Annotated in this window: 17 protein-coding genes; 11 read left to right on the top strand and 6 right to left on the bottom strand. The window is 41.7% G+C overall.

What is annotated here, in order from left to right:
* The first annotated feature begins 10 nt into the window (after positions 1-10).
* The 4 genes from AC1DOK_RS04415 (at position 11) to AC1DOK_RS04400 (ending at position 8,605) form a co-directional block, all read left to right on the top strand.
* Complete coding sequence (locus AC1DOK_RS04415; RefSeq protein WP_477553015.1) at positions 11-4,993, top strand: S8 family serine peptidase; 4,983 nt, start codon at positions 11-13, stop codon at positions 4,991-4,993.
* 396 nt (positions 4,994-5,389) lie between these two features.
* Positions 5,390-6,325, top strand: a complete 936-nt coding sequence (locus AC1DOK_RS04410; protein ID WP_477553014.1) for a carbohydrate ABC transporter permease — start codon at positions 5,390-5,392, stop codon at positions 6,323-6,325.
* A complete protein-coding gene (locus AC1DOK_RS04405) occupies positions 6,322-7,146 on the top strand; it encodes a carbohydrate ABC transporter permease (protein WP_477553013.1) in 825 nt (274 codons plus the stop codon). Before AC1DOK_RS04410 ends, AC1DOK_RS04405 begins: the two co-directional genes overlap by 4 nt.
* Before the next feature lie 82 nt (positions 7,147-7,228).
* On the top strand, positions 7,229-8,605 hold the full coding sequence (locus tag AC1DOK_RS04400; RefSeq protein WP_477553012.1) for an ABC transporter substrate-binding protein: 1,377 nt from the start codon (positions 7,229-7,231) through the stop codon (positions 8,603-8,605).
* 153 nt (positions 8,606-8,758) lie between these two features.
* On the opposite strand, the gene cydC is transcribed toward AC1DOK_RS04400, so the two are convergent.
* The 5 genes from cydC to cidR all read right to left on the bottom strand — a co-directional run bounded on the left by cydC (position 8,759) and on the right by cidR (position 15,772).
* On the bottom strand, positions 8,759-10,504 hold the full coding sequence (cydC, locus tag AC1DOK_RS04395; RefSeq protein WP_477553011.1) for a thiol reductant ABC exporter subunit CydC: 1,746 nt from the start codon (positions 10,502-10,504) through the stop codon (positions 8,759-8,761).
* Positions 10,501-12,231, bottom strand: a complete 1,731-nt coding sequence (cydD, locus tag AC1DOK_RS04390; protein ID WP_477553010.1) for a thiol reductant ABC exporter subunit CydD — start codon at positions 12,229-12,231, stop codon at positions 10,501-10,503. Before cydD ends, cydC begins: the two co-directional genes overlap by 4 nt.
* The gene (gene cydB, locus AC1DOK_RS04385; RefSeq protein WP_477553100.1) at positions 12,231-13,247 is read right to left on the bottom strand and encodes a cytochrome d ubiquinol oxidase subunit II; all 1,017 of its coding nucleotides are present in this window, start codon (positions 13,245-13,247) and stop codon (positions 12,231-12,233) included. The genes cydD and cydB overlap by 1 nt, the downstream gene beginning before the upstream one ends.
* On the bottom strand, positions 13,247-14,638 hold the full coding sequence (locus tag AC1DOK_RS04380) for a cytochrome ubiquinol oxidase subunit I (protein ID WP_477553099.1): 1,392 nt from the start codon (positions 14,636-14,638) through the stop codon (positions 13,247-13,249). Before AC1DOK_RS04380 ends, cydB begins: the two co-directional genes overlap by 1 nt.
* 249 nt (positions 14,639-14,887) lie before the next feature.
* A complete protein-coding gene (gene cidR, locus AC1DOK_RS04375; RefSeq protein ID WP_477553009.1) occupies positions 14,888-15,772 on the bottom strand; it encodes a cidABC operon transcriptional activator CidR in 885 nt (294 codons plus the stop codon).
* Between the two features lie 112 nt (positions 15,773-15,884).
* Here cidR and AC1DOK_RS04370 point away from each other — a divergent pair, with 112 nt between their 5' ends.
* From AC1DOK_RS04370 to AC1DOK_RS04360, 3 genes are all read left to right on the top strand, one after another.
* Complete coding sequence (locus AC1DOK_RS04370; protein ID WP_477553008.1) at positions 15,885-16,256, top strand: CidA/LrgA family protein; 372 nt, start codon at positions 15,885-15,887, stop codon at positions 16,254-16,256.
* Positions 16,253-16,933 (top strand): LrgB family protein, encoded by a 681-nt coding sequence (locus AC1DOK_RS04365; protein WP_477553007.1) that lies wholly within the window; start codon positions 16,253-16,255, stop codon positions 16,931-16,933. The genes AC1DOK_RS04370 and AC1DOK_RS04365 overlap by 4 nt, the downstream gene beginning before the upstream one ends.
* A gap of 117 nt (positions 16,934-17,050) precedes the next feature.
* On the top strand, positions 17,051-17,794 hold the full coding sequence (locus tag AC1DOK_RS04360; protein ID WP_477553006.1) for a MerR family transcriptional regulator: 744 nt from the start codon (positions 17,051-17,053) through the stop codon (positions 17,792-17,794).
* A gap of 141 nt (positions 17,795-17,935) precedes the next feature.
* Here the strand turns inward: AC1DOK_RS04360 and AC1DOK_RS04355 are convergent, their stop codons facing one another.
* The gene (locus AC1DOK_RS04355) at positions 17,936-19,012 is read right to left on the bottom strand and encodes a nitric oxide synthase oxygenase (RefSeq protein ID WP_477553005.1); all 1,077 of its coding nucleotides are present in this window, start codon (positions 19,010-19,012) and stop codon (positions 17,936-17,938) included.
* 468 nt (positions 19,013-19,480) lie between these two features.
* Here AC1DOK_RS04355 and AC1DOK_RS04350 point away from each other — a divergent pair, with 468 nt between their 5' ends.
* The 4 genes from AC1DOK_RS04350 to AC1DOK_RS04335 all read left to right on the top strand — a co-directional run bounded on the left by AC1DOK_RS04350 (position 19,481) and on the right by AC1DOK_RS04335 (position 22,701).
* Positions 19,481-20,281 carry a transporter substrate-binding domain-containing protein gene (locus AC1DOK_RS04350; RefSeq protein ID WP_477553004.1) on the top strand — a complete coding sequence of 267 codons (801 nt, stop codon included), beginning with the start codon at positions 19,481-19,483 and terminating at the stop codon, positions 20,279-20,281.
* 25 nt (positions 20,282-20,306) lie between these two features.
* Positions 20,307-20,966, top strand: a complete 660-nt coding sequence (locus tag AC1DOK_RS04345) for an amino acid ABC transporter permease (RefSeq protein WP_477553003.1) — start codon at positions 20,307-20,309, stop codon at positions 20,964-20,966.
* The gene (locus AC1DOK_RS04340; RefSeq protein ID WP_477553002.1) at positions 20,959-21,681 is read left to right on the top strand and encodes an amino acid ABC transporter ATP-binding protein; all 723 of its coding nucleotides are present in this window, start codon (positions 20,959-20,961) and stop codon (positions 21,679-21,681) included. The genes AC1DOK_RS04345 and AC1DOK_RS04340 overlap by 8 nt, the downstream gene beginning before the upstream one ends.
* A gap of 330 nt (positions 21,682-22,011) precedes the next feature.
* Complete coding sequence (locus AC1DOK_RS04335) at positions 22,012-22,701, top strand: N-acetylmannosamine-6-phosphate 2-epimerase (RefSeq protein WP_477553001.1); 690 nt, start codon at positions 22,012-22,014, stop codon at positions 22,699-22,701.
* Positions 22,702-22,714: the final 13 nt, after the last annotated feature.

Genomic DNA, 22,714 nt, shown 5'->3' with positions numbered 1-22,714 from the left:
AGGGAAAAGATTGAGAAGAAAGCTATTTAAAAGAATTTCGGTTGCGGCACTCGCTCTCTCTCTACTTGGCTCCGGCACACTGTTCCAGAGTGGTCTAGCTCAAGCAAGTACAACCAAGATGCTGCTGAAAGAAACAGGTTTTCCAGCACTTCATAAGATTCTTACTTCCAATTCTGCAAAATCAGCTCCACAGCAAGCATTCGTTTCTCCCAAGCTTAACACAACATCCTCAGACCCCGTTCGAGTTATCATTCAAATGCAAAGCGAGTCGATCACTGCAAGCAAGTATGCAGCCAAAATGGGCTTACGCTCTTTCGCAGCACCAGCTACCGAAGCCTCCATCAAGACTGAACAAACGAATCTAATCAATTTGGCTGGCAGTCAAGGAATTAATCTGAAGAAAAACTATGAATATAATACGGTTTTCAATGGAATGGAAGTAACAATACCTGCAAACCAAATCACACAATTGGCCAAACTGCCAGGAGTTAAATCCATCCATGAAAATCATATCTACTACGAAATGCCGATAGCTGATAGTTCACCATTAGATGCTGAGGGCAAGAACTTCGAAGCTATGCCGATTCAACAAATCGGTGCAGACTATGCCTGGAGCCAAGGTCTAACTGGAAAAGGATTAAAGGTTGGAGTCATTGATTCTGGTGTCGATTATCTCCATCCTGATTTGAAGGGTGCTTTTAAGGGAGGATATAACTCATACTTCAAAAATGATGATCCATATGAAGAGGCTCCTAAACCAGGTACAGCCTTCGGAGGTACCTATCATGGCACTCACGTAGCAGGTACGATTGTAGGTCGAGCCGCCAATCCAACCTCAGATATCGTCCAGAAAGGGCTTGCATATGAAGCAGACCTCTACGTATACAAGGTGCTTGGCTTTGATCCGAAAACCGGAAGATCCTCAGGATCTACTGCTCAGGTTCTGGATGGTATTGAACATGCCGTCAAGGATGGAATGGATGCCATCAACCTGTCACTCGGCTCTGATGAGGACAAAGATCCCAACTCACCAGATTCTATAGCGCTCAATAATGCGGTTCTGTCTGGTGTCACAGTTGTTGTAGCCAGCGGTAATGCAGGAGATAAAGGTCCTTATTACTATTCAATGGGATCACCAGCTTCCTCTCTGCTGTCCATATCGGTAGGAGCTGTTACGAGCCCTTCTTATCGCTACTCAGTAGCAGCTGCAAGTACGTTGACACCAGTGGCACCCGTTGCGCCACCAGTTTCACCGGACGCTAGTCTACCATCAGGCGATGAGCCTATCAGCCCGCAAGATGAACCTGCTAATTCACCAGAAGCTGCTCCTGCTCCAAGCGAAGAGCCTAGTCCTTCTCCAGAAGCTGCTCCTACTCCAAGCGAAGAGCCTAGTCCTTCTCCAGAAGCTGCTCCTACTCCAAGCGAAGAGCCTGCTAATGTTGCGGCAACTACAGCACCTCACCACTTTAATGTCATGGGATGGGAAACAGCCAAAAATGATTTTGCTGCGATTATAGGTACAGATCCAGTTGAGACGGTCTATGTAGGCATTGGAGCAGATGCTGATTACGCGAATGTCGACGTTGCCAACAAAATTGCTTTGGTTTCAAGAGGTGTATTGCCTTTCGTTGACAAGATCGCAAACGCTAAGAAACACAATGCCAAAGCGATCATCATTTTCAATGGTAATGTAATTCCAGGAACGTCAACTCCTAATCTCTCTGAATCCATTCCAGGCAGAGATTCCAATATCGGCAGCAGTGGTTATTTAGGAGATGACTTTGCCTATATACCTACTTTTGACATGTCAGGAATAGAAGGCCGTAAACTTGCCAAGCAGGTAATTGACAATCCTGGTTCCGCTTTATCCTTCACCTTTGACTCGAATTACATTGCAGTGATTGCACCAGGTGATGATATGGCTACCTTTAGCTCCAGAGGACCTGAGTCTGATGGCAATTTCAGCATTAAGCCTGATTTCATTGCTCCTGGAGTAAACATTCTTTCAACCTATCCAGCTTACGGCAAATTCGATCAAACTGTCTCCTATGATCAAGCTTACACACGCATGAGCGGTACTAGTATGGCAACTCCTCATGTTACAGGACTTGCGCTCTTGTTAAAGCAAGCGCATCCTGAGTGGACGCCATTTGATATTCGGGCTGCGCTGGGCAATACAGCCGATCAAATCAGTGACAGTACTGGAACGCAATATGATGTCTATTCGCAAGGTGCAGGACGCGTTAATATCAAGAACGCTTTATTGACGCCTGCTATTCTTCAATCTGTTGAAGAACTTACGATACTCGACAAAGATCTGAACCCGCAAGTGGTTACGAATTATGGCGACAATACAAGCTTCGGTTTAATGGATAATGGGGATGTTAAAACGAATATTCTACAGCTCAAGAACACTATTGCAGGCAATGTTCAGTACAAAGCATCCGTTCGTATGCATTCAAGTGTAACTTCTGATCCAAACGACCCGATCGCTACACCGAATGTCAATCATATTCGGACGACACTCGAAAATCTCGGTCCTGATAATACAATTTCAGTTAGCGGAAATTCTAATAAGGTCTTCTCGCTGACAGTTGAGCCGACTGCTGATGCAGTAGACGGAGTTTACGAAGGAGAAGTTCTTCTAGAGAGCGATGGATTGCCATCACTTCACCTGCCATTCTCCGTACATGTAGGCACTGAGATTCCTGATAATGGGTTTGGTTTACAGGAGTTCGAATTCTCTCCTACCGCTATTGTTGAAGATGGAAACAATGGCACTCCAATTAAAGGAACGTTTAAGCTTACAGCTGAAGATGTAAACTTAATCGTATTCAAAATTAATAATTTAGATGACGAATATCTAGGTAACTTTGGAGCTAAATATAACGACGATTTAAGTCTATTGGAAACTGGCTACTATGAATTTGAATTTGATCAGCAATATGTAGATGATAATGGTGCAGAACCTGTAGTTAAAAAGCTGCCTGTTGGTCAATATCAGGTTAACGTTGTTGCACTACAGCTTGATCCATTAACCGAAGAAAGAGTTCTAAATCCAGATGGTACTCCAATTGAATATAACACAATGAAAGTATTTGCTGTCAAAAGTAACGACTCCATCGAACAGGAAAAAGTCAATAAAGCCAAAGAACAATTTGTACCCAATATTATAAATAAAACAGTCATTAACTCTCCTGTACTCGCTTTCCCTACTACAGAGGGAATAACTTATCAAGTGACTGGAAGCAATAATTCAACCTACATTGGAAACGATGGTATCCTTAAAGCTCTTCCAACTAGCGGAACGGTTAATGTCCGTCTTAACGTAACCATTGCTTCAGCATCCAAACCAAGTATTTTCGACGGCGTGGTCGTTAGCTTTAATCTTGATGCTCCACCTATAGACGTAGACCTCATTGAACTTCAAAAGGTGACTGACGCCAAGAACGCATTTGTTCCGAACATCTCGAATACAACAGTCATCAACTCACCTGTATTGACTCTTCCAACAACCGAAGGAATTACTTATCAGGTGACAGCAAGTAATAATAGAGATTTAATTGGAAATGATGGTATTCTTGCAGCTCTTCCTACTAGTGGATCGGCTAATGTTGATCTGACCGTAACCATTGCATCAGCATCTAAACCAACTATTAATACTACTACGAATGTTACGGTTACTCTAACAGCCCAAAATAATGGCAACGGTAATACTGGCAGTGGCAGTTCCGGCGGTGGCGGAAGTAGTGGCGGTGTCACTACACCTCCAAGTAGCAACCCGTCAAGTATTGCTATCGTTAATCAAGGCCAGCTGACATCTCCAATCAAAGCCAAGATCAGCAAAACGGGTCAAACTTCGACTGCAACAATTACGGACGCAGATCTTCAAGCAATTTTGAAGAAAAACGGTAATTCGCCAGCAGCGATTGTAATCAATGTCCCTGTAACAAGCCCACAACAAGCTCAAATTGTATTGACTCCTACACAGTTAAAACTACTAGCAGATTCCAATGCAGGAAACACCATTCTTGTAACCATAGGAAACGCTTCTGTAGCAATACCTGTGTCGATCTTCAAGAACTTGCCTGCAAACGCTAGTGTCAGTATTACCCTTGGTGGAGTAGCAATCCAAAATGCTACGGTCTCTGGTCTACTACCTGGAAGCAAGATTCTAGGTACACCATTCCATTTTGAAGTAAATGTGATTAATGGCAGTGAATCTACGCCAATTGAGGTTTCTAATCGCGACTTCATTAAACGTTCATTCACAGTATCTGGAACTGTTGATTCAAATGCAACAGGAGCGCTATTTGTGGAAGATGGCAAGATGAATGGGGTTCCAGCCACATTTACACGTAATAGTAATGGTACAACAACCGTTGTTATCAACCGCCCTGGATTCTCGATCTATGCAGCTGCATCGCATCAGATCAAATTCAATGACATCGCTACTTCTTTGGCACAAGCCAGAATTCAGACACTTGCGAACAAGTTCCTAATCAGTGGGACATCTGCTGATACCTTCTCACCTAAACAAGATGTAACACGTGCTGAGTTTGCAGCTTTGTTAACACGTGCTCTTGGCTTACAAGCCAAATCCGCTGCACCATTCACAGATGTAAAAGCTACTGATTGGTTCGCGAATAACGTTGCTGCTGCTTATGAAGCAGGTTTAATAAGTGGTGTTGGAAACGACAAGTTCGATCCGAATGCAACAATTAGTCGTCAGGATTTGGCTGTGATGCTTTCCAGAGCGATGACCCTGCTTAAAGTCCAAAGCAAGAGCTTACCTGGAAATGTAACTTATGCAGATGCATCGCAAATCTCCTCCTACGCACAAAGCAGCATTCAAATCATTACAGAGAATGGCTTAATGGACGGGGAAAAAGAAGATTCTTCCATCTACTTCAAACCAGTAGATCCTACCTCTCGTGAAACTGCTGCATCAGCTATTTATTTCTTGTTACAAAAAGCCAAACTAATCAACTAAACTCACTACCCCTAGCAGGCTGTCGATTTAATTCGGCAGTCTGCTTTTCATATCTTTATTGATAACAAGACAATCAACGGCTCCACCGAATAGTTACCTCAATAACAACTGCTTGGCAAAGCCATGTCATATGTACAGTTAAATTAAGGAAAGAAAATTCAGAATATTACGTTGACAGTAGTCATTACAACCTTGTATGATGTTAACAAGTTAATAAAATGTGATGGAGATTAGGAGATTCACATAGATTGCATGTCAATCGACATTGCATTCTATGTGTTTTTTTATTCCTTCATTTCGAGAAGCAATGATCCATCCTAAATGCATCAAGAGCAATAGAGGGAAACAACCCCATTTGCTAAGAGGTTATATTTTTGAAAGAAAGGGGCATGCATCATGTCAGTAAATGAAAGCGTTTTAACTACCAAAATTAATGAAAGCGCTCTACTTAAAAAAAAGAGAAAGTCAGGCGAAAACGCATTAGCCTATTTATTTTTAGCTCCTTCCTTATTTATTTTCATTGTATTCCTTTTTTTCCCAATGTTGAGATCCATTTACTTAAGCATGACGATTACAGATCCACGTGGTAGAGTCGTTGAATTCGTAGGCCTAGAGAACTTTATCGATTTGCTTTCATCGGAGAAATTTTACTCGAATTTGGAGGTAACGCTATTATTCATCTTGTTTACAGTGCCTACTTCAATTATTTGGTCGTTACTGTTAGCAGCATTCACACACAACAAACTTAGGGGTATGAAGATATTCCAGTTCATTTTCTCATTACCCATTGTTATTTCTGTAGGTACAGGATCCATTATCTGGTTATTGCTCTTTCACCCCACTGCAGGCATGCTGAATTATTTCTTAAGCTTTGTGCATATTGAGGCGATTCCATGGTTAACAGATCCTTCATGGGCTCTTATATCCATCTCCCTCATGACCATATGGATGAACATGGGCTTCCTCTTCATCGTCCTGTCTAGCGGTCTGCAAGGGGTTCCTGAGGAAATTTATGAGAGTGCAAAAATCGATGGTGCGGGACCAGTTAGAACCTTTATCCAAATCGTTCTACCGCTTATAACTCCTACCCTATTCTTTGCCCTTATCGTTTCTGTCATTAGTGCCTTCCAAACCTTCGGGCAAATCCACATTCTGACCAAAGGTGGTCCGATGGATTCAACAAATGTAATCGTGTATTCCATCTACCAGGATGCATTCATCAACTTCCGGTTTGGAACAGGGAGTGCTCAGGCATTAATTCTCTTCTTGATTATCCTAGCATTAACGATTATTCAGTTTAAAGTTCTCGAAAAGAAGGTGCATTATCAATGATGGCGAGAAGGATCTCATCCACTCTACAATACTTATTGCTGATCTTACTGGCTCTCACGGTTCTGTATCCGCTGATTTTCACCGTTCTATCATCTTTCATGACAGAGCAGGAAGTATCCAGCTTTCCACCAGCACTATTTCCTTCTCAGTTGTACTTAGGAAATTTTCAGCAAGCAGTTGAAGGCTTTCCTATTATCCGATTTATTCTGAACAGCTTTATTGTATCGTCGGCGATTATGGCCAGCCAAGTCGTCACCTCCGCATTAGCTGCTTATGCGTTCTCATTCTTAAATTTCAGATTCAAAACATTACTATTCACTCTATTCCTAGCTACGATGATGATTCCATGGGAAGTTACGATCATCCCGAATTATCTCATGATAAAAGATTTACAGTGGATGGATAGCTATCAAGGTCTTATTGTTCCATTCATGGCTGGCGCATTCGGCGTATTCTTACTACGTCAATTCTTCCTACAACTGCCTAGCGAATTGTTTGATGCAGCCAAAATCGATGGTTGTGGACACTTACGAAACTTTTTCTCAATCGTATTGCCACTGTCACGACCTGCGCTTTCGACACTAGCTGTGTATGTTTTCCTAACGCACTGGAATCACTATTTGTGGCCACTTCTAATTACCAATTCACCATCGATGAGAACCGTTCAAATCGGGGTAGCCATGCTGCAACATGCTGAGGTTATGTCGTGGAACTTAATTTTGGCAGGTGTTACGCTCGTTTTACTACCCTCCTTTATCCTACTTGCATTTGGAGTAAAACAACTGGTACGCGGAATTACAGCAGGTGCACTGAAAGGATAGCTGTCTGGTGATCCGTCTGTCCTTTGACAGACTTATCATATAGTTTCATTTAAATATGTACGAAGAAAGAGGGAATAAACTTATGAAGAAAAAAGGGTTAATGAGTCTACTTTTAGTTATGGTTATGCTATTCTTGTCTGCTTGTAACGTAAATATGGGGGACGGTGCCAAAAAAACAGAAGAGAAAAAAGAAAGTGGCAGTACTTCCGCTCCTGTAGCAGCTGGCACAAAGAAAGTAACGTTCTGGCATGCAATGGGCGGAGCAAACACCAAGGTCGTAGACCAATTGGTTGCGAATTACAATGCTTCTCAAGACAAAATCAAGGTTGAAGCTGTTTTCCAAGGTAACTACGATGAACTATTAGCCAAGCTTAAAGCATCAATGGGCACTAATGACGGTCCTACTGTTGTACAAATGTACGAAATCGGTAGCCGCTTCATGATCGATTCCAAAACGGTTACACCGATGCAAAAATTCATTGATGCTGATAAATGGGATGTAACTCAGTTAGAGCCGAACATTGCAGGCTATTATACTTTTAACGGTAAACTAAACTCAATGCCTTTCAACACATCTAATCCTATTCTTTACTATAACAAAACAATTTTTAAAGAAGCTGGTCTAGATCCAGAGAAACCGCCAACAACGTATGAAGAAATCAAAGCAGCTGCTACTGCGATTACCAAAGCTGGTAAAGCAACTGGTGCAAACTTCGCAATCTATGGCTGGTTCATGGAGCAATTCTTTGCTAAACAAGGTGCAGAATATCTAAATAACGGTAATGGTCGTACAGAACTCGCAACTGAATCCCTCGTGAATTCTGAAGCTGGTGTGAAAACACTTACTTGGTGGAAAGACCTAATTGACACGAAGGCTGCAAATAATCTTGGACGTAAAACAGATGATTCCAAGAAGGCATTCTCTGCAGGGCAAGTCGGAATGATCCTCGATTCCACTGCAGCACTTAAAGGACTTGTAGACAGCAATACGGGTAAATTCGAAGTTGGTACTGCACCACTACCTAAACCTGCCGATGGCAAAGAAGGCGGCGTAATCGTCGGCGGAGCTAGCTTGTGGATGATGAACAACCGTCCGGATGATGAGCAAAATGCTGCTTGGGATTTCATCAAATTCTTGACTTCACCTAAAGAGCAAGCTTACTGGCATATTAATACAGGATACTTCCCAATCACTACCAAGGCTTATGAAGAAGAAAGCGTTAAGGAAAACTTGAAGAAGTTCCCGCAGTTCAAGACAGCAATCGAACAACTTCATTCAACAAAATTAAACACAGCAACACAGGGCGGAGTTATGGGTGTATTCCCAGAAGCAAGGCAAATTGTTGAAGGAGCTATTGAAGAGGCTCTTAACAACAAGAAATCGCCAAAGGATGCTCTAGATGCCGCTGCTAAAGAAATCAGTTCCAAGCTTCAGCAATACAATAAAACTGTAAAATAACAAAAAGAAGCCTGAATTACCTCCGCTCGATCCGTCCAGATTTGCGAACAGAGTAAGATTAAACAGCCTATTCAGACGAACAAATACAACAAAGCGTGGTACCGAGAAAAGTGAAATTCACATTTCTCTGGTACCACGCTTTTCTTACAAGTATTAGGACAGCTGGATTGGCCGATCAAGCTGATATAAGTTCCGATAACGTTCCTCATGCTCCATTAACTCATCATGTGAGCCGCGCATCACGATCCGACCATGCTCCATGAAAATAATTTCATCCATGAGTTCAGCACCTACAAGGTGATGCGTAATCCAAATGAGTGATTTCCCCTCTATAGAGTGGAAAATCGTCGAAAGTAGATCTTTCTCCGTCCGAGGATCAAGCCCAATCGTCGGTTCATCCAGAATAACAACTGGCGTGTCTTGCAATAACACACGCGCAAGTGCAATTCGCTGACGTTCACCGCCTGAGAAGCGCTGACCCGTTTCTAGCATTCGGGTATCATAGCCCGAAGGTAAAGATTCAATCAAAGCATCTAATTTAACTTGCTTAGCTACTCTTCTTATCTCTTCATCAGACGCATCCACATCGCCTAGGCGAATGTTATTAGCCACTGTCGTATCGAATAAATGCGGACTTTGGTTCAACACTGAAATAACAGTTGGGATATGCTCACCATAAGCAGCGGCTGGGGTACCATTAATCGTGACTAAGCCTTGATGAGGCACAAGCGCACCTTGAATCACTTTGAGCAGAGTAGATTTCCCTGCACCGCTTCGTCCAATGATAGCCACCTTCTTCCCCTGCGGGATATCCAATGAAACATTGTTGACTGTTAAATGCTCCGCATCATATTGATAGCTAATGCGGTCCAATTGAATATTGGCTTTCTTACCCACTGCATCAATCTGTTCCTGGCTAAGTGAATATCCACTCGTTTCACTAGGAGTAGGGTCACTCATTGTCGATAATCGATGTAACGATTCCTGATATCTAGGCAATTTCTCAATCGCCTCGGATATAGGCAGGAAGGCTTCCATCAAAGGAAATACAACAAGTACAAATGCTGCAATCAGTACTACATCCATATGTCCGTCAGAGACCTGTTGTCCCGTCCAATAAATCATCGAAATGACTGCAATACCGACTACCAATTGACCGATAAACGTACGCCATCTGGCCCAGTTACTAAGAATTCTTTCCATTCGGGCTACTTCTGCCTCGTCAGATTCATACGTCTGGACAAATTGTGATTGTCTTCCGCTAATGACCCAATCGTTCATGCCGAGAACAGCATCCGTTAGCGTCTGATATAACCGATTACGTTGCTGCTTAACCTGCTTCTGCTTATTCTTTGTCAGCCACAAGGAGATACATGGCAGAATAAATACGAGAATCAGGATATAGAGCGCCATTAAGAGAGCAAACTGCATGTCAAACCATCCTAAAGCGATGATACATACGGCATATAGAACTAATGCCACAATGCTTGGGAATACAGTCCGCAAGTAAATATTTTGCAGATGTTCAATATCATCAGCTAACACACCAAGAACATCACCTGTACGGAATCTAGACCGAATGAACAAAGCCTGCGGCTCAAGAATGCGATACAGCCTTACACGCATCTTGGACAGAATCCGTAGAACCGCGTCATGTCCCACAAGTCGTTCTACGTAATTAACAAACGACTTGCTGATCCCGAAGGTTCTTACTAGAACAACAGGAACATAAACCATGAGGATGTTCTCCGGACGAAGTGATGATTTCGAAATGAGGTAACCGGAAGTAAACATGAGCGAAGCCGCACACAGAATCGTGAGTGTCGCCAAGGCAATAATCGCGATAAACCTTCCGATGTGTGCGCGGATATAGGGACGAAGCCATTGTTCCCTTTTCACTGCAGCACCTCCAGTTGTGATTGAATCATTGCGTAGTACACACCTTTGCGTGCAATTAATTGTTCATGTGTACCTGTCTCAGCTACTAAGCCGTTATCTATAACGATGATCCAGTCCATATCGGGCATCCAATGTAACCGATGGGTGGCTAGGAACACCAGTTTATTCTCAAACAAAGAAAGCATCGTGCTTTTCAATTCATATTCCGTTTCAATATCTAAGTGAGCCGTTGGCTCATCTAATAAAATAACAGGACGATCACTTAAAAATGCACGAGCAAGCGCTACACGCTGCTCTTGTCCACCACTTAGCGTACGTCCACCATTACCAATCAATTCGTCATAACCATTAGGCAATTGACCTACAAGCTCAGATAAACCCGCCGTTTTAATCGCTTCAACAACTTCATGGATCGATGCTTCCGGTATATAGAATTTAACATTGTCAGCCACAGAACCACTAAACAGATACGGACTCTGCGGAATATAGGTAAGCTCCTTTTGCCAAGCCGTACCTGTTAACGATTGGATAGGACGACCATTCAATTCAATTGTGCCAGCCGATGGTCTTAAGAAACCACCAAGGACATCGATCAGCGTTGACTTTCCAGCCCCACTCTCGCCAATGATCCCAATTTTATTCATACCTTTAATTTCAAAAGAAACATCATGCAGTGAAGGCGAGCCTTCCTTAGTATGCTGTACTTCAATAGAAGATAAAGCAAGCGTGCTATCCTTCGTCCAGCGCAAGGTAGATGAGGAGGAATCTCCTAATTCTGTTTCCTCTACTGGATGATCAATAATCGACTGAATAGCTGCTCCAGCCTCTTTGCCATTTAACGTAGCATGGTAATCTGCTCCCACCATTCGAACCGGCAAGAAATACTCAGGCGCTAGAATCAAAATCGTAAGTCCTGTTGTAAGCAGCATATCACCGCTTATTAGGCGTAAACCTAAGCTAACCGCTACCGAAGCAACTGATAACATAGCGAAGAAATCAAGTGCAAATGAAGATAAGAAAGCAACTCGCAGTGTGCGCATTGTAGCCGATCGATAGGAGTTACTTACACGATCGATTGTTTGTTCATGCTCACGGCTGCGTCCTAGAAACTTTAGAGTCTCTAATCCCCGAAGCGAATCAACAAAGTGATTCGACAGAATACGATAGGACTGCCACTGTTGATCCATTTGTTTACGTGCAGCAAGGCCAATCAGAATCATGAAGACAATCAGAATTGGCATGGTCACGAGTAGAATGATACCCGAAACTACATCCTGCATGAAAATATAGACGAGTACGATAATAGGCGTGATAGACGTACTGATCATCCGAGGGATGATCAGCTCCAAATAGGTACGGAAATAGCCCACACCTTCTAACGCAAGTGTAACTAGATTACCCGTCCCTTCCGTTTTCGAGAAGAGTGGACCTAACTTGAATAGTTTATCTAATAGCTGTTTACGTAGAGTCGTACCCGTTATTTCAGCGAATCGATATGACACCTTTTGCATAATTAAATTGCATAAATGTCTAATTAGAAAAGCAGCCAAGAACAAGCCCATTGTCCCGAATTGTTCCTGTAGAGGCTCATGCGCAAAAAGGGCGGAAATAACTTCCGCCAACCATTTTGCTTGAACAAGTATGATGAAGCTTTGCACCAAAGTAATTAAGGTTACGATAAAAAGTACTTGCTTAACCCCTTTGTATCCGAGCAGGTCTTTACCCATTAGTATTCCAAGTGCTCCTTCTCAGTAACGCGTTTGTTAAATACGAAGTAACTCCAAATCTGATAGCCGATTACGAACGGTAATAACGTTAAGGCAACAATTGTCATTACCTTGAGTGAGTATGCACCAGATGATGCATTTTCAATCGTTAAATTGAATGCACTATCAATTGAGCTGACCATAACACGTGGGAATAGTCCGATAAACACAGAAGCAATAGATAGGACAATCATGATGCCAGTCATACCAAATGCCCATCCATCTCTCTTCTTCGTCATGAAGATATAGGAGAGAACTAATGCAACTACAATGATTGCAACAACCGGATAAAGAATCGCACCACGAACTTCAAATGCATCTGTCACGAAGTAAGTTGCAATTACAAAAGCAACAAGTAATACACCAAGCGGTACTAATAGAACTTGTGCCATTTTACGTGCTCTCTCTTGTAAGCTTCCCAAGGTTCTTAGTGATGTAAACATCAGACCATGAACAAGGCAGAGAGCGACTACCGTAATACCAACCAGAAGCGCATATGGATTCACCATATCCAATAAGCTTGCATGCAATTCCATATCTTTATCAATTGGCAATCCTTTAAGTAGGTTTGCAAATACAATACCAAATAAGAGAGGAGGTACTAGACTTCCGATAAAGATAGCCCAATCCCATGTTTTGGTCCAGGTTGGACCTTTGCCTTTACTTCTAAACTCAAACGCAACACCACGGCCAATCAACGCCAGCAGAACGAATACTAATGGAATGTAGAACCCGCTAAATAGGGTAGCATACCAGTTTGGAAACGCTGCGAACATCGCACCGCCTGCAGTAATAAGCCAAACTTCATTCGCATCCCAGAAGGGACCAATTGTATTAATCAGAACACGACGTTCTCCATCATTGCGAGCTAATAGCTTAGTTGCCATACCTACACCAAAGTCAAATCCTTCTAGGAAAAAGAAACCAACGAACAAAACAGCGACAAGTAGAAACCACAGTTCTGGCAGTGACATAATTAGTGTCCTCCCTTAGCAAATGGATCAACGGAGTTCGATGCAACTGGGTGTTCTCCGTATGGTCCTTTTTTAATTTCACGAACGAACAAGTAAATCAGAACACATAATAGAATCAGGTAGATTGTGGAGAAAGTAATTAATGAGAATAGCACTTCCCCTCCTGTAACACTAGGAGAAACAGAGTTTTCCGTTGTCATATAACCAAATACAGTCCAAGGCTGACGACCCACTTCTGTCATAATCCAACCCGTTGTACTCGCGATGATTGGCAGGAAAATCGCCCCAATCATTGAGCGCATGAACCATTTGTTCGGTCGATCCAGCTTCTTGCGAGCGACCAAATATACACCATACAGGGCAAGAACGATCATAAGTGATCCAGCTGCAACCATGATTCTAAAGCTCCAGAAGGTTGTTTTGACAGGCGGAATGTAATTTCCTGGCCCGTATTGTTGCTCATACTGTGCTTGAAGCTCATTCATCCCGGGAACTGAACCTGAGAATTTACTGTAGGACAAGAAGCTCAGCATGTAAGGAATTTTGATCTCTGCGGAATTGTCTTTCTTTTCTGTATCAATGACAGCAAACACAGTCCAAGGCGCAGGGTCGGCGCTTGTATCCCACAGAGCTTCACTTGCTGCCATTTTCATAGGTTGTGTGTGCATTAAGTATTGTGCTTGCTGATGACCGTAAAGTGCTGTACCAGAAGAAGCAATTAACGCAACAATAATCGCGATTGAGAATGATTTTTTGAAGAAAGCTATATCTTGTTTCTTAAGCAACTTGAACGCGCTTATTCCTGCAATCAGGAAAGCACCAGTAGCAAATGCGCCTAGTACCGTATGTGGGAATTCCACCCACAGCTGTCCATTACCCAAGAGCGCGAAAACATCATTCATTTGTGCTCTTCCATCAACAATCTCCATTCCAACAGGTCTTTGCATAAAGGAATTCGCTGCTAGAATCCAGAATGCCGAGATTGTTGTACCAAAGGCAACGAGCCATATACAGGCTAAGTGAACCTTTTTGGATAACTTATCCCAACCGAATATCCATAAACCAATAAAGGTAGATTCCATAAAGAATGCTAGTAAAGCTTCAATAGCTAACGGAGCACCGAACACATCCCCAACAAAGCGTGAGTAATCTGACCAGTTCATTCCGAATTGGAATTCTTGTAAAATACCAGTAACAATACCGACTGCGAAGTTAATGAGGAAAAAATGTCCCCAGAACTTTGCCATTTTCTTGTACTTCTCGTCGCCTTTAACGACATACATCGTTTCCATGATAGCAATTAGTAGAGCTAAACCAATCGACAATGGAACAAAAATAAAGTGGAAAATAGTCGTTGAAGCAAATTGAAGTCTAGACAGGAAAACTACATCCAACATTTCACATTCCTTCTTTCTCTAATAGTATGAATCTGCCATTCTCAGAGGTTACAAAAAATAGAATTAATAATAGTCATTATTAATACCCTTGAGATATAATGTCAGATTTTCATCTATAAACATGTGATTATTATCACAATATACACGAAAGAAATCAATAAATACAGACCGTTCGCTTAAACGTCACAAAAAGGTAGAAAAAATAAGTCTAATTTGAGAAGAGTTCTAATTTAATGGAACCTCAGTTTAAGGGGTAAGTAATTTACGAGTAAATTTTATCCATTCCTGTGTAGCAAATGAAACATAGCGGTCTTTACGCCAAATAATGGCTAAATGCCATGGAATCTCCGGCTCTACGAGGGGAATGAAGCATACACGTGTGGGATCAAATCCCTGGCATATCGTCTCTGGCAATAGGGCAATACCTAGATTTGCTGCGACCATTTCGCGAATAAAATCCCACTGCGAGCTCTCGCACACTACATGTGGCTGGAACCCCGCACGCATACATTCAGCCGGAATACGGTCATGAAGGGCAAAATCCTCGCGAAATAGAACGAACAGTTCTTGTGATAGCTCAGCTAACCTCACTTCACTCCTGTTAGCAAGCGGATGCGTGGGATGGACAAGCACCATAAGTCTCCCTTTGACTATGGTAATAGAATGATAAATATCTGCCTTCGTCGGTAATAGACCAACGCCAATATCAAGCGCACCACTTTCTACATCCGCTTCAACTTTCTTTGCCCCTACTTCTACTAGCTCTACTGTGATTTCAGGATACTGCTCGTGAAACTGACCAATCACCTGCGGAAAGAAGCTCGAACCAGCCATTGGTGGTAGTCCAATCCGAATATGTCCTTTCTTCAAACTTCTAAGGACATCAAGCTCCGAAGATAGATTCTCGAATGCTGTTACAATGTGCTTCGCTTGCGCCAATATAACCTCTCCTGCATCCGTCAGCTCCACTCGTCTACCTGAGCGATCAAATAACTCGACGCCTAATTCCTCTTCTATATTCTTAATCATTTTACTGATAGTAGGCTGTGTTATATGAAGTTCCTCTCCCGCTTTCGTAAAGCTTTTCCAGCGAGCGACCTCTAGAAAGTACTGTAAATGACGGATATCCATCCTCTTAATCACTCCTTTGTATAGATAAAATGAATGGCAATGATTCTTTATATGTATTTTACCTATGATAACAGATTCCTTATACTTTTATAGGTTAGGGAGGTAAGTCATCATGATTAATATACTCAAAGTTTCCTGGCAGGTTGTCTTCTTGTCCATCATTGCTTACATCATGCATAAGCTCACAGACTTACTCCACTTACCGATTCCTGGGACCATTCTAGGAATTATAGTTGTGTTCCTCCTGCTTAAGTTTAACATTCTAAAGCTAAGTTGGATTGAGCTTGGCGCTAACTGGTTGTTAGCTCATATTTTATTATTTTTCATTCCAGCTGCAGTTGGGATTATGGAGTTTAAAAATATGATTTATACGCATGGTGTTAGTTTAGTCGTAATCATTATTCTAAGTACAGCTCTTGTAATGGCATGCTCTGGAATCATTGCGCAAAGACTCGCCCATATAAAGGAGCGTAAATCATCATGATCATTGCAATTGTTTGCTTAATAGCTACTATAGGGGCGTACTATGGAGCAAAATGGGGATATATGCGTAAGCCTAAATTATATTTATCGCCTATTCTCGTTGTTCCTGCGATTCTTATTCTCTTCTTAGTCTGGGCGGATATTCCCCTCACCACCTACAACAAAGGCACGAAGGTATTAATTGATATGCTAGAACCTGCAACAATTGCTTTTGCAATTCCACTATATAAATATTATGACGTTCTCAAAAAATATGCAGTAGAGATCATCGTCAGCGTCATATCCGGTTCATTGATTTCCATCATATCAACCATTATAATTGCTGGCTGGTTTGATCTTAGTTCACAAATAGTGACAAGCATGGTTCCACGCTCCATTACAACGCCGATTGCGATGGGACTATCGCAATCCATTGGAGGAAATCCTAGTATTACAGCTGCAATAGTTATTATGACAGGCTTAATCGGTAGTATGATTGGACCTCTCATTATTCAAAAGCTACATTTGCATAACGACATTTCACGCGGTATTCTACTTGGTACTGGCGCACATGCACTCGGAACCACCAAAGCATTTGAGTTTAGCTCGAAAGCCGGAGCTATTTCCAGCATATCCATGATATTAGCAGCGATCTTCACGCTAGGACTCACACCAGGAATCATCGCTTTATTCAATTAAATGATTAATGAAGAACACATAGCTTCTATCTGCTCCTGCGGATGGAGCTTTTTTTTGAATATTGACTCTCACGTTACGTTATAACTTATAGTGAATTGTGAAGGGAGAATAGAAACAATGGCTATGAAGGTGAAAGAGGTTGCCGATTTAGTTGGTATTAGTGTGCGCACACTACACCATTACGATGAAATGGGGTTATTAACTCCTGAGGAGACAACTGAGTCCGGCTATCGCCTCTACTCACAAGACAATCTTGAATTGCTGCAGCAAATCTTATTTTTTAAAGAGCTGGGCTTCCCTTTGAAACAAATTAAAGAAATTATTCATAATCCCTCATATGATCGACAAGAGGCGTTGAACTTACACCGTCAAATGCTACTTGAGAAACGCCGCAGACTGGATCAGATGATTGCAACAGTGGATAAAACGATTCAATATACAAAAGGAGAAATTACCATGACGAATAAAGAGAAATTTGAAGGGTTTGACTTTAGTCATAACCCATATGAACAAGAAGCACGCGAGCGTTGGGGAGATAAAGCTGTTGATTCTTCAAATGCTAAGGTGGAAAGCCTACCTAGGAAGGAGCAGGATGGTATGTTAGCAGCTATGAACGAAATCTACACCAAACTCGCTTCTCTCCGTAATGAATCACCTGATTCGCCTGAAGCACAAGTGGCAATTAGAGAGTGGTATGACTTTCTGAATCAACTCGGCAGCTACTCACTCGAAGCCTTCAAAGGTTTAGGTCAAATGTATGTAGATGACGAACGCTTCACGAAGAACATCGATAAATTTGGGGAAGGGTTAGCTGTGTTTATGCGAGATGCAATGGCTGTATACGCGGATAATAATCAGTAATAACTAGATATACCCAGCAATATCCTGTGATACCCAAAAATAAGATACAGTCGGTACTTTTAACTTACAGATATACAAGAAGCGCAGACTCACCCATCAACTATCGTTGGCTTGTCTGCGCTTCTGCTTGATTATAGGATATCATTTTTGATAGAAAAAATTAGGAGTATTTATTTCATTCTTAAATGGCTTATGAAAGATGGGCGTAGCTGCTGCAGACATTGGAGGGATTAGCCAGGCCCAATTGCCCGTCACATCTCGGCCCGCCTTCTGTTCGTTAGCTTTAAAATGCATGAATTGTTGTGCTGCTGTATGATGGTCCACGATCGCCACTCCACTCTGTTTATAAGAATGAAGCACCGCCACATTAAGCTCAACTAGCGCTCTGTCTTTCCACAACGACGATTGTCGGCTCGTATCTAGCCCCATCATTGCCGCTACCTCGGGCAACTTATTATAACGTTCCGTATCAGCCAGGTTGCGAGCTCCAATTTCTGTGCCCATATACCATCCGTTAAATGGAGCAGCCGTATACGAAATACCTCCGATTTCAAGCCGCATATTCGAGACAATCGGTACGGCATACCACTGTAAGCCTAACTCAGTAAAAGCAGTTATTTCCGGATGCTCGATTTGGACCTCAAGCACCAAATCCTTAGGAATTTCATAAACGCGTGGTTCACGGTTGCCAATTTGCAGAACTAGCGGCAGGACATCATAAGGTGTCATAGAACCTTGCCAGCCTAATGTTTCACATGTAGCGGTAAACATAAGAGAGTCGGGATCACCAACAACCCCATTCTCCGTCCTGTATCCGGCATAACGAATCAACTGATGGTTTAATATACGAACGCGCTCGTCTGATTGAAGATCAGGCTTAAAAACCGTAATGCTAGGCCGAATCTTCCCGCCGTTGGTTGCCATTTCAATATGGTGAAATAGCTCTGTTACCATTTCATCCTCTGTTTCAACCTTACGAGCATCATATACCTGAATGGTATCCCAGAATAACCGCCCAATACAGCGATTACTGTTACGCCAAGCCATTTTGGCTCCGTGTTGTAATTCTTCAAACGTATGCACATAATAACCGTGTTCCATAATCGCTTGCCTAACTTCAGACAATCGGCTGTTTGTTTCTTCTTGCGATTTCATCAGCTCATGGCTGTAATCTATAATAAAACGTTCGGCTTTCTCTAATAAAGGCTGCTTGTTCATCCTGTTATTCTCCTATTAATATACTAGTGCTATCTTAGCATACGCATAACTCTTTCTAGTCGAAATCCCTTTATTGTCACACAAAAGCCTAATATTCTATATACAACAAGAAGAAACGGTTTTACCGTCCGTCGCGATGGCGGATGCATTTCTTAAGGGGATACTTAGAATTTATGATCTGAAAGTTATAATTCTATATACAATAAAAAAGCAATTTTATGCATGCACATACATAACCAAATAAATATTATATTAACTAAATTACAATTTACATCCATTTATGTTCATCAATTCAAATCAAATAACATCACTGAATGAAAGGGTTTTATAAATAAATCCACATTAATAGTCAGTAATTTCTGACAATTATTATGAAAAATAGGTTTACTATGTCAATTAATTAATATACAATATAAAGCATAGTTATTAGCTCGTACACATCATAACAAACACATGGAGGATTACATCATGATAAACAAGAAATCACTCAGTAAATTAAGTTTAACCGTTATTTTAGGACTAACATTTTTAACAGGTTGTGGATCTAAACCAAATGTTGCAGAAGCAACACCACCTGCTGATCCAGAGAAAGTTCTTACCGTTGCTTTGAATGCAACATACGCTCCTTTTGAATTCATTGATACAGCTAAAGGTGGCAAGGATATTATCGGATTAGACGTTGATATCGCTAACCATATTGCTAAAGAGCTTGGCCTTACCGTTAAAATCAACGAAATGCCATTCCCTAGTGTGATCGCTTCATTAACTGAAGGACGTGCTGATCTGTCGATCTCCGGATTATCAGCTACGCCTGAACGTTTACAAAACGTAGATTTCTCAGATACCTATTTCCAACCTAGAATCGCGATTATCGCTCCAAAGGGCTCAAACATTACTACACTTGAGCAACTAGAGGGCAAGAAAATCACTGTCGCTTTTGGTACCACTTATGAAAAAACAGCTGCTGGCATTAAAGATGCCAAAGTTACAGCACTTGACGATATTACGGCAGTTATTCAAGAAGTGAATAACAAACGAGCAGATGCAACCATTCTTGATGGCTCATCAGCTGCTCAATACTTGGAGAAAAATCCTAAGTTAGAAATGCACCTGCTTCCTGCCGAAGCTTCAGAGGATGCATTTGCCATCGCTTTCCCTAAAGGTTCCAAGTGGCTTGAACCCGTTAATCAGGAATTGAAGAAAATGAAAGAGAACGGCGAACTAAATAAACTGATTGAAAAATGGCTAGGTGCAGGATTCGTAGAATAATCACCTCATAAAGGAGTCTAACATCATGGATCTGCATTTTGATCAAGTATTCAACAGTCTACCCATTCTAATCGACGGGATATGGGTGACGCTTACCTTTACCCTATTATCCGGGATTTTAGGCTTCATATGGGGTACCGTTCTTAGCTTAATTCGGATATCGAACATTAAACTACTCACTTGGTTTGCGATCGCTTATACGTCCATATTCCGCGGAACACCGCTGCTTGTGCAATTATCTCTCGTGTATTTTGCAACACCGCAACTAACTGGTTATAATATTTCGCCATTAGGGGCTGGGGTTCTAACCTTCGGATTAAATTCAGCTGCTTATATTGCTGAAATTATTCGAGGCGGTATTCTTGCAGTGGATAAAGGCCAGATGGAAGCGGCGATGTCACTCGGTATTCCTTACCGTAAGACAATGTTCTCCATCATACTGCCACAAGCTTTCAAGCATATTCTTCCTGCACTTGTTAATGAAAGCATTGCGTTAGTTAAGGAATCCTCCCTCGTTGCGACCATCGGGGTGATGGATATTCTAAGAGGTGCTCAGTTCATTCAGAGTGCGACTTTCCTTGCATTTGAACCCTTAATTCTTGCAGCGGTCATTTACTATATTATTGTTATGATTCTAACTACATTAGCTCGTTTACTAGAAAAGAGGGTGCGTCGAAGTGATTAAAGTCGATCATGTCTCCAAACAATTTGGTAATCATAAAGTACTCAAAGATATATCCTTACAAATTAACAAAGGTGATGTCATAGCGATCATTGGACCGTCAGGTTCAGGTAAATCGACCTTGCTAAGATGCATGAATTTACTTGAAACGCCTACGGATGGAGCTATCTATATTAATGGCCATAATATTACCGATAAGAAAACAAACATTATGGCCGTTCGTCAGAACATCGGGATGGTGTTTCAACACTTTAACCTATTTCCACATATGACTGTACTTCAGAACATGACCTATGCACCCATCCATGTGAAAGGCATGTCCAAAGCTGATGCGGAAGCCAAAGCGATGGAATTGCTCGAACGTGTTGGGCTTAATGAGAAAGCAAATGCCTTCCCATCCAAGCTATCTGGTGGACAGAAGCAGCGTGTAGCTATCGCCCGTTCACTTGCTATGGAGCCGGAGATCATGCTTTTCGATGAACCCACATCTGCACTTGATCCTGAAATGGTCAAAGAAGTTCTACAGGTTATCAAAGACCTGGCTCATACAGGTATTACGATGGCTCTTGTTACTCATGAGATGGGCTTTGCCAGAGAAGTAGCAGATCGGATCTGTTTTATTGATGAAGGCAGATTAATCGAAGAAACAGAGCCCGCACAATTCTTCGTGAAACCGAAGACAGATCGTGCACAGCAGTTTTTGGATAAAATCATTTAGGATGAATTTATGAAATTGATTCGGATAAATAACAATAAACAAGGGCTCGACCGTTCATTGAAGAATGGTTGAGCCCTTGTTTATTGTTATTCAATGATTGCTTCAAACTTAATTTCTAGAAACTCAGCTTCTGGAGAAAGTAATTTCCCAAAAAAAATATATGATGAAAATAATTTACAAAATCATAATTAAGTGATATTTTAAAGCTGTATGCGTCAATAATATCCTACGAAAATGAACAATGACACTAGAAAAATACAAATAATTATCCAAGGTATAACTGCAGGAGTTGTGGAAGAATATATCAAATCAAGTGGAGTTGAGAAACCTATGAACACAAACCAAAAAATACTGCAAGATATCCATAGAAAGTTAGTTGTCTCTTGTCAAGCATTACCTGATGAACCGTTGCATAGCCCCTTTATCATGGGGAGAATGGCTTATGCTGCTTACTTGGGCGGAGCTTCAGGGATACGAGCTAACAGTGTCGAGGATATTCAAGAAATTAAGAAGAATGTCAATCTACCGATTATCGGAATTATCAAAAGCGTATATGAAGGTTCAGATGTATTCATTACGCCAACGATGAAAGAAGTAGATAGCCTTTACTGCGAGGGTGTTAGCATTATCGCAATGGATGCAACCGATCGGGTAAGACCGGATGGCTCTACCATATCCGAGCTATTCCCAATCCTGAGAGAAAAGTATAAAGATCAGCTCTTCATGGCAGATTGCTCAACCTATGAGGAAGCTGTGAAGGCTGAAGAGCTTGGATTTGATTGTGTAGGAACGACATTAGCTGGATATACAGCAGCTACAAAAGGTCAATCCTTACCCGATTTTGCAATGGCAGAGAAAATCATTCAAAACCTTACCATTCCTCTCATCGCAGAAGGAGGTATTTCGACACCTGATAAATTGAAGAAAATGTTTGATCTTGGTGCTTACTCAGCAGTTGTCGGTTCTGCGATCACAAGACCAATGGATATTACTAAGAAATTCATGCAGGCTATTCAATAGCTGACAGATATCT

This window comes from Paenibacillus sp. P5_B5, assembly GCF_056400365.1.
The sequence above is the reverse complement of the archived record's forward strand: the minus strand, read 5'-3'. Positions and strand labels throughout refer to the sequence as shown.

What these genes read in the sequence shown, in the direction of transcription:
- AC1DOK_RS04355 (WP_477553005.1), bottom strand. Translation starts at nt 19,012, where the DNA reads ATGAACAAGCAGCCTTTATTAGAGAAAGCCGAACGTTTTATTATAGAT.
- AC1DOK_RS04365 (WP_477553007.1), top strand. Translation starts at nt 16,253, where the DNA reads ATGATCATTGCAATTGTTTGCTTAATAGCTACTATAGGGGCGTACTAT.
- AC1DOK_RS04360 (WP_477553006.1), top strand. Translation starts at nt 17,051, where the DNA reads ATGGCTATGAAGGTGAAAGAGGTTGCCGATTTAGTTGGTATTAGTGTG.
- AC1DOK_RS04335 (WP_477553001.1), top strand. Translation starts at nt 22,012, where the DNA reads ATGAACACAAACCAAAAAATACTGCAAGATATCCATAGAAAGTTAGTT.
- AC1DOK_RS04410 (WP_477553014.1), top strand. Translation starts at nt 5,390, where the DNA reads ATGTCAGTAAATGAAAGCGTTTTAACTACCAAAATTAATGAAAGCGCT.
- AC1DOK_RS04350 (WP_477553004.1), top strand. Translation starts at nt 19,481, where the DNA reads ATGATAAACAAGAAATCACTCAGTAAATTAAGTTTAACCGTTATTTTA.
- AC1DOK_RS04405 (WP_477553013.1), top strand. Translation starts at nt 6,322, where the DNA reads ATGATGGCGAGAAGGATCTCATCCACTCTACAATACTTATTGCTGATC.
- cidR (WP_477553009.1), bottom strand. Translation starts at nt 15,772, where the DNA reads ATGGATATCCGTCATTTACAGTACTTTCTAGAGGTCGCTCGCTGGAAA.
- AC1DOK_RS04345 (WP_477553003.1), top strand. Translation starts at nt 20,307, where the DNA reads ATGGATCTGCATTTTGATCAAGTATTCAACAGTCTACCCATTCTAATC.
- AC1DOK_RS04400 (WP_477553012.1), top strand. Translation starts at nt 7,229, where the DNA reads ATGAAGAAAAAAGGGTTAATGAGTCTACTTTTAGTTATGGTTATGCTA.
- cydD (WP_477553010.1), bottom strand. Translation starts at nt 12,231, where the DNA reads ATGGGTAAAGACCTGCTCGGATACAAAGGGGTTAAGCAAGTACTTTTT.
- AC1DOK_RS04370 (WP_477553008.1), top strand. Translation starts at nt 15,885, where the DNA reads ATGATTAATATACTCAAAGTTTCCTGGCAGGTTGTCTTCTTGTCCATC.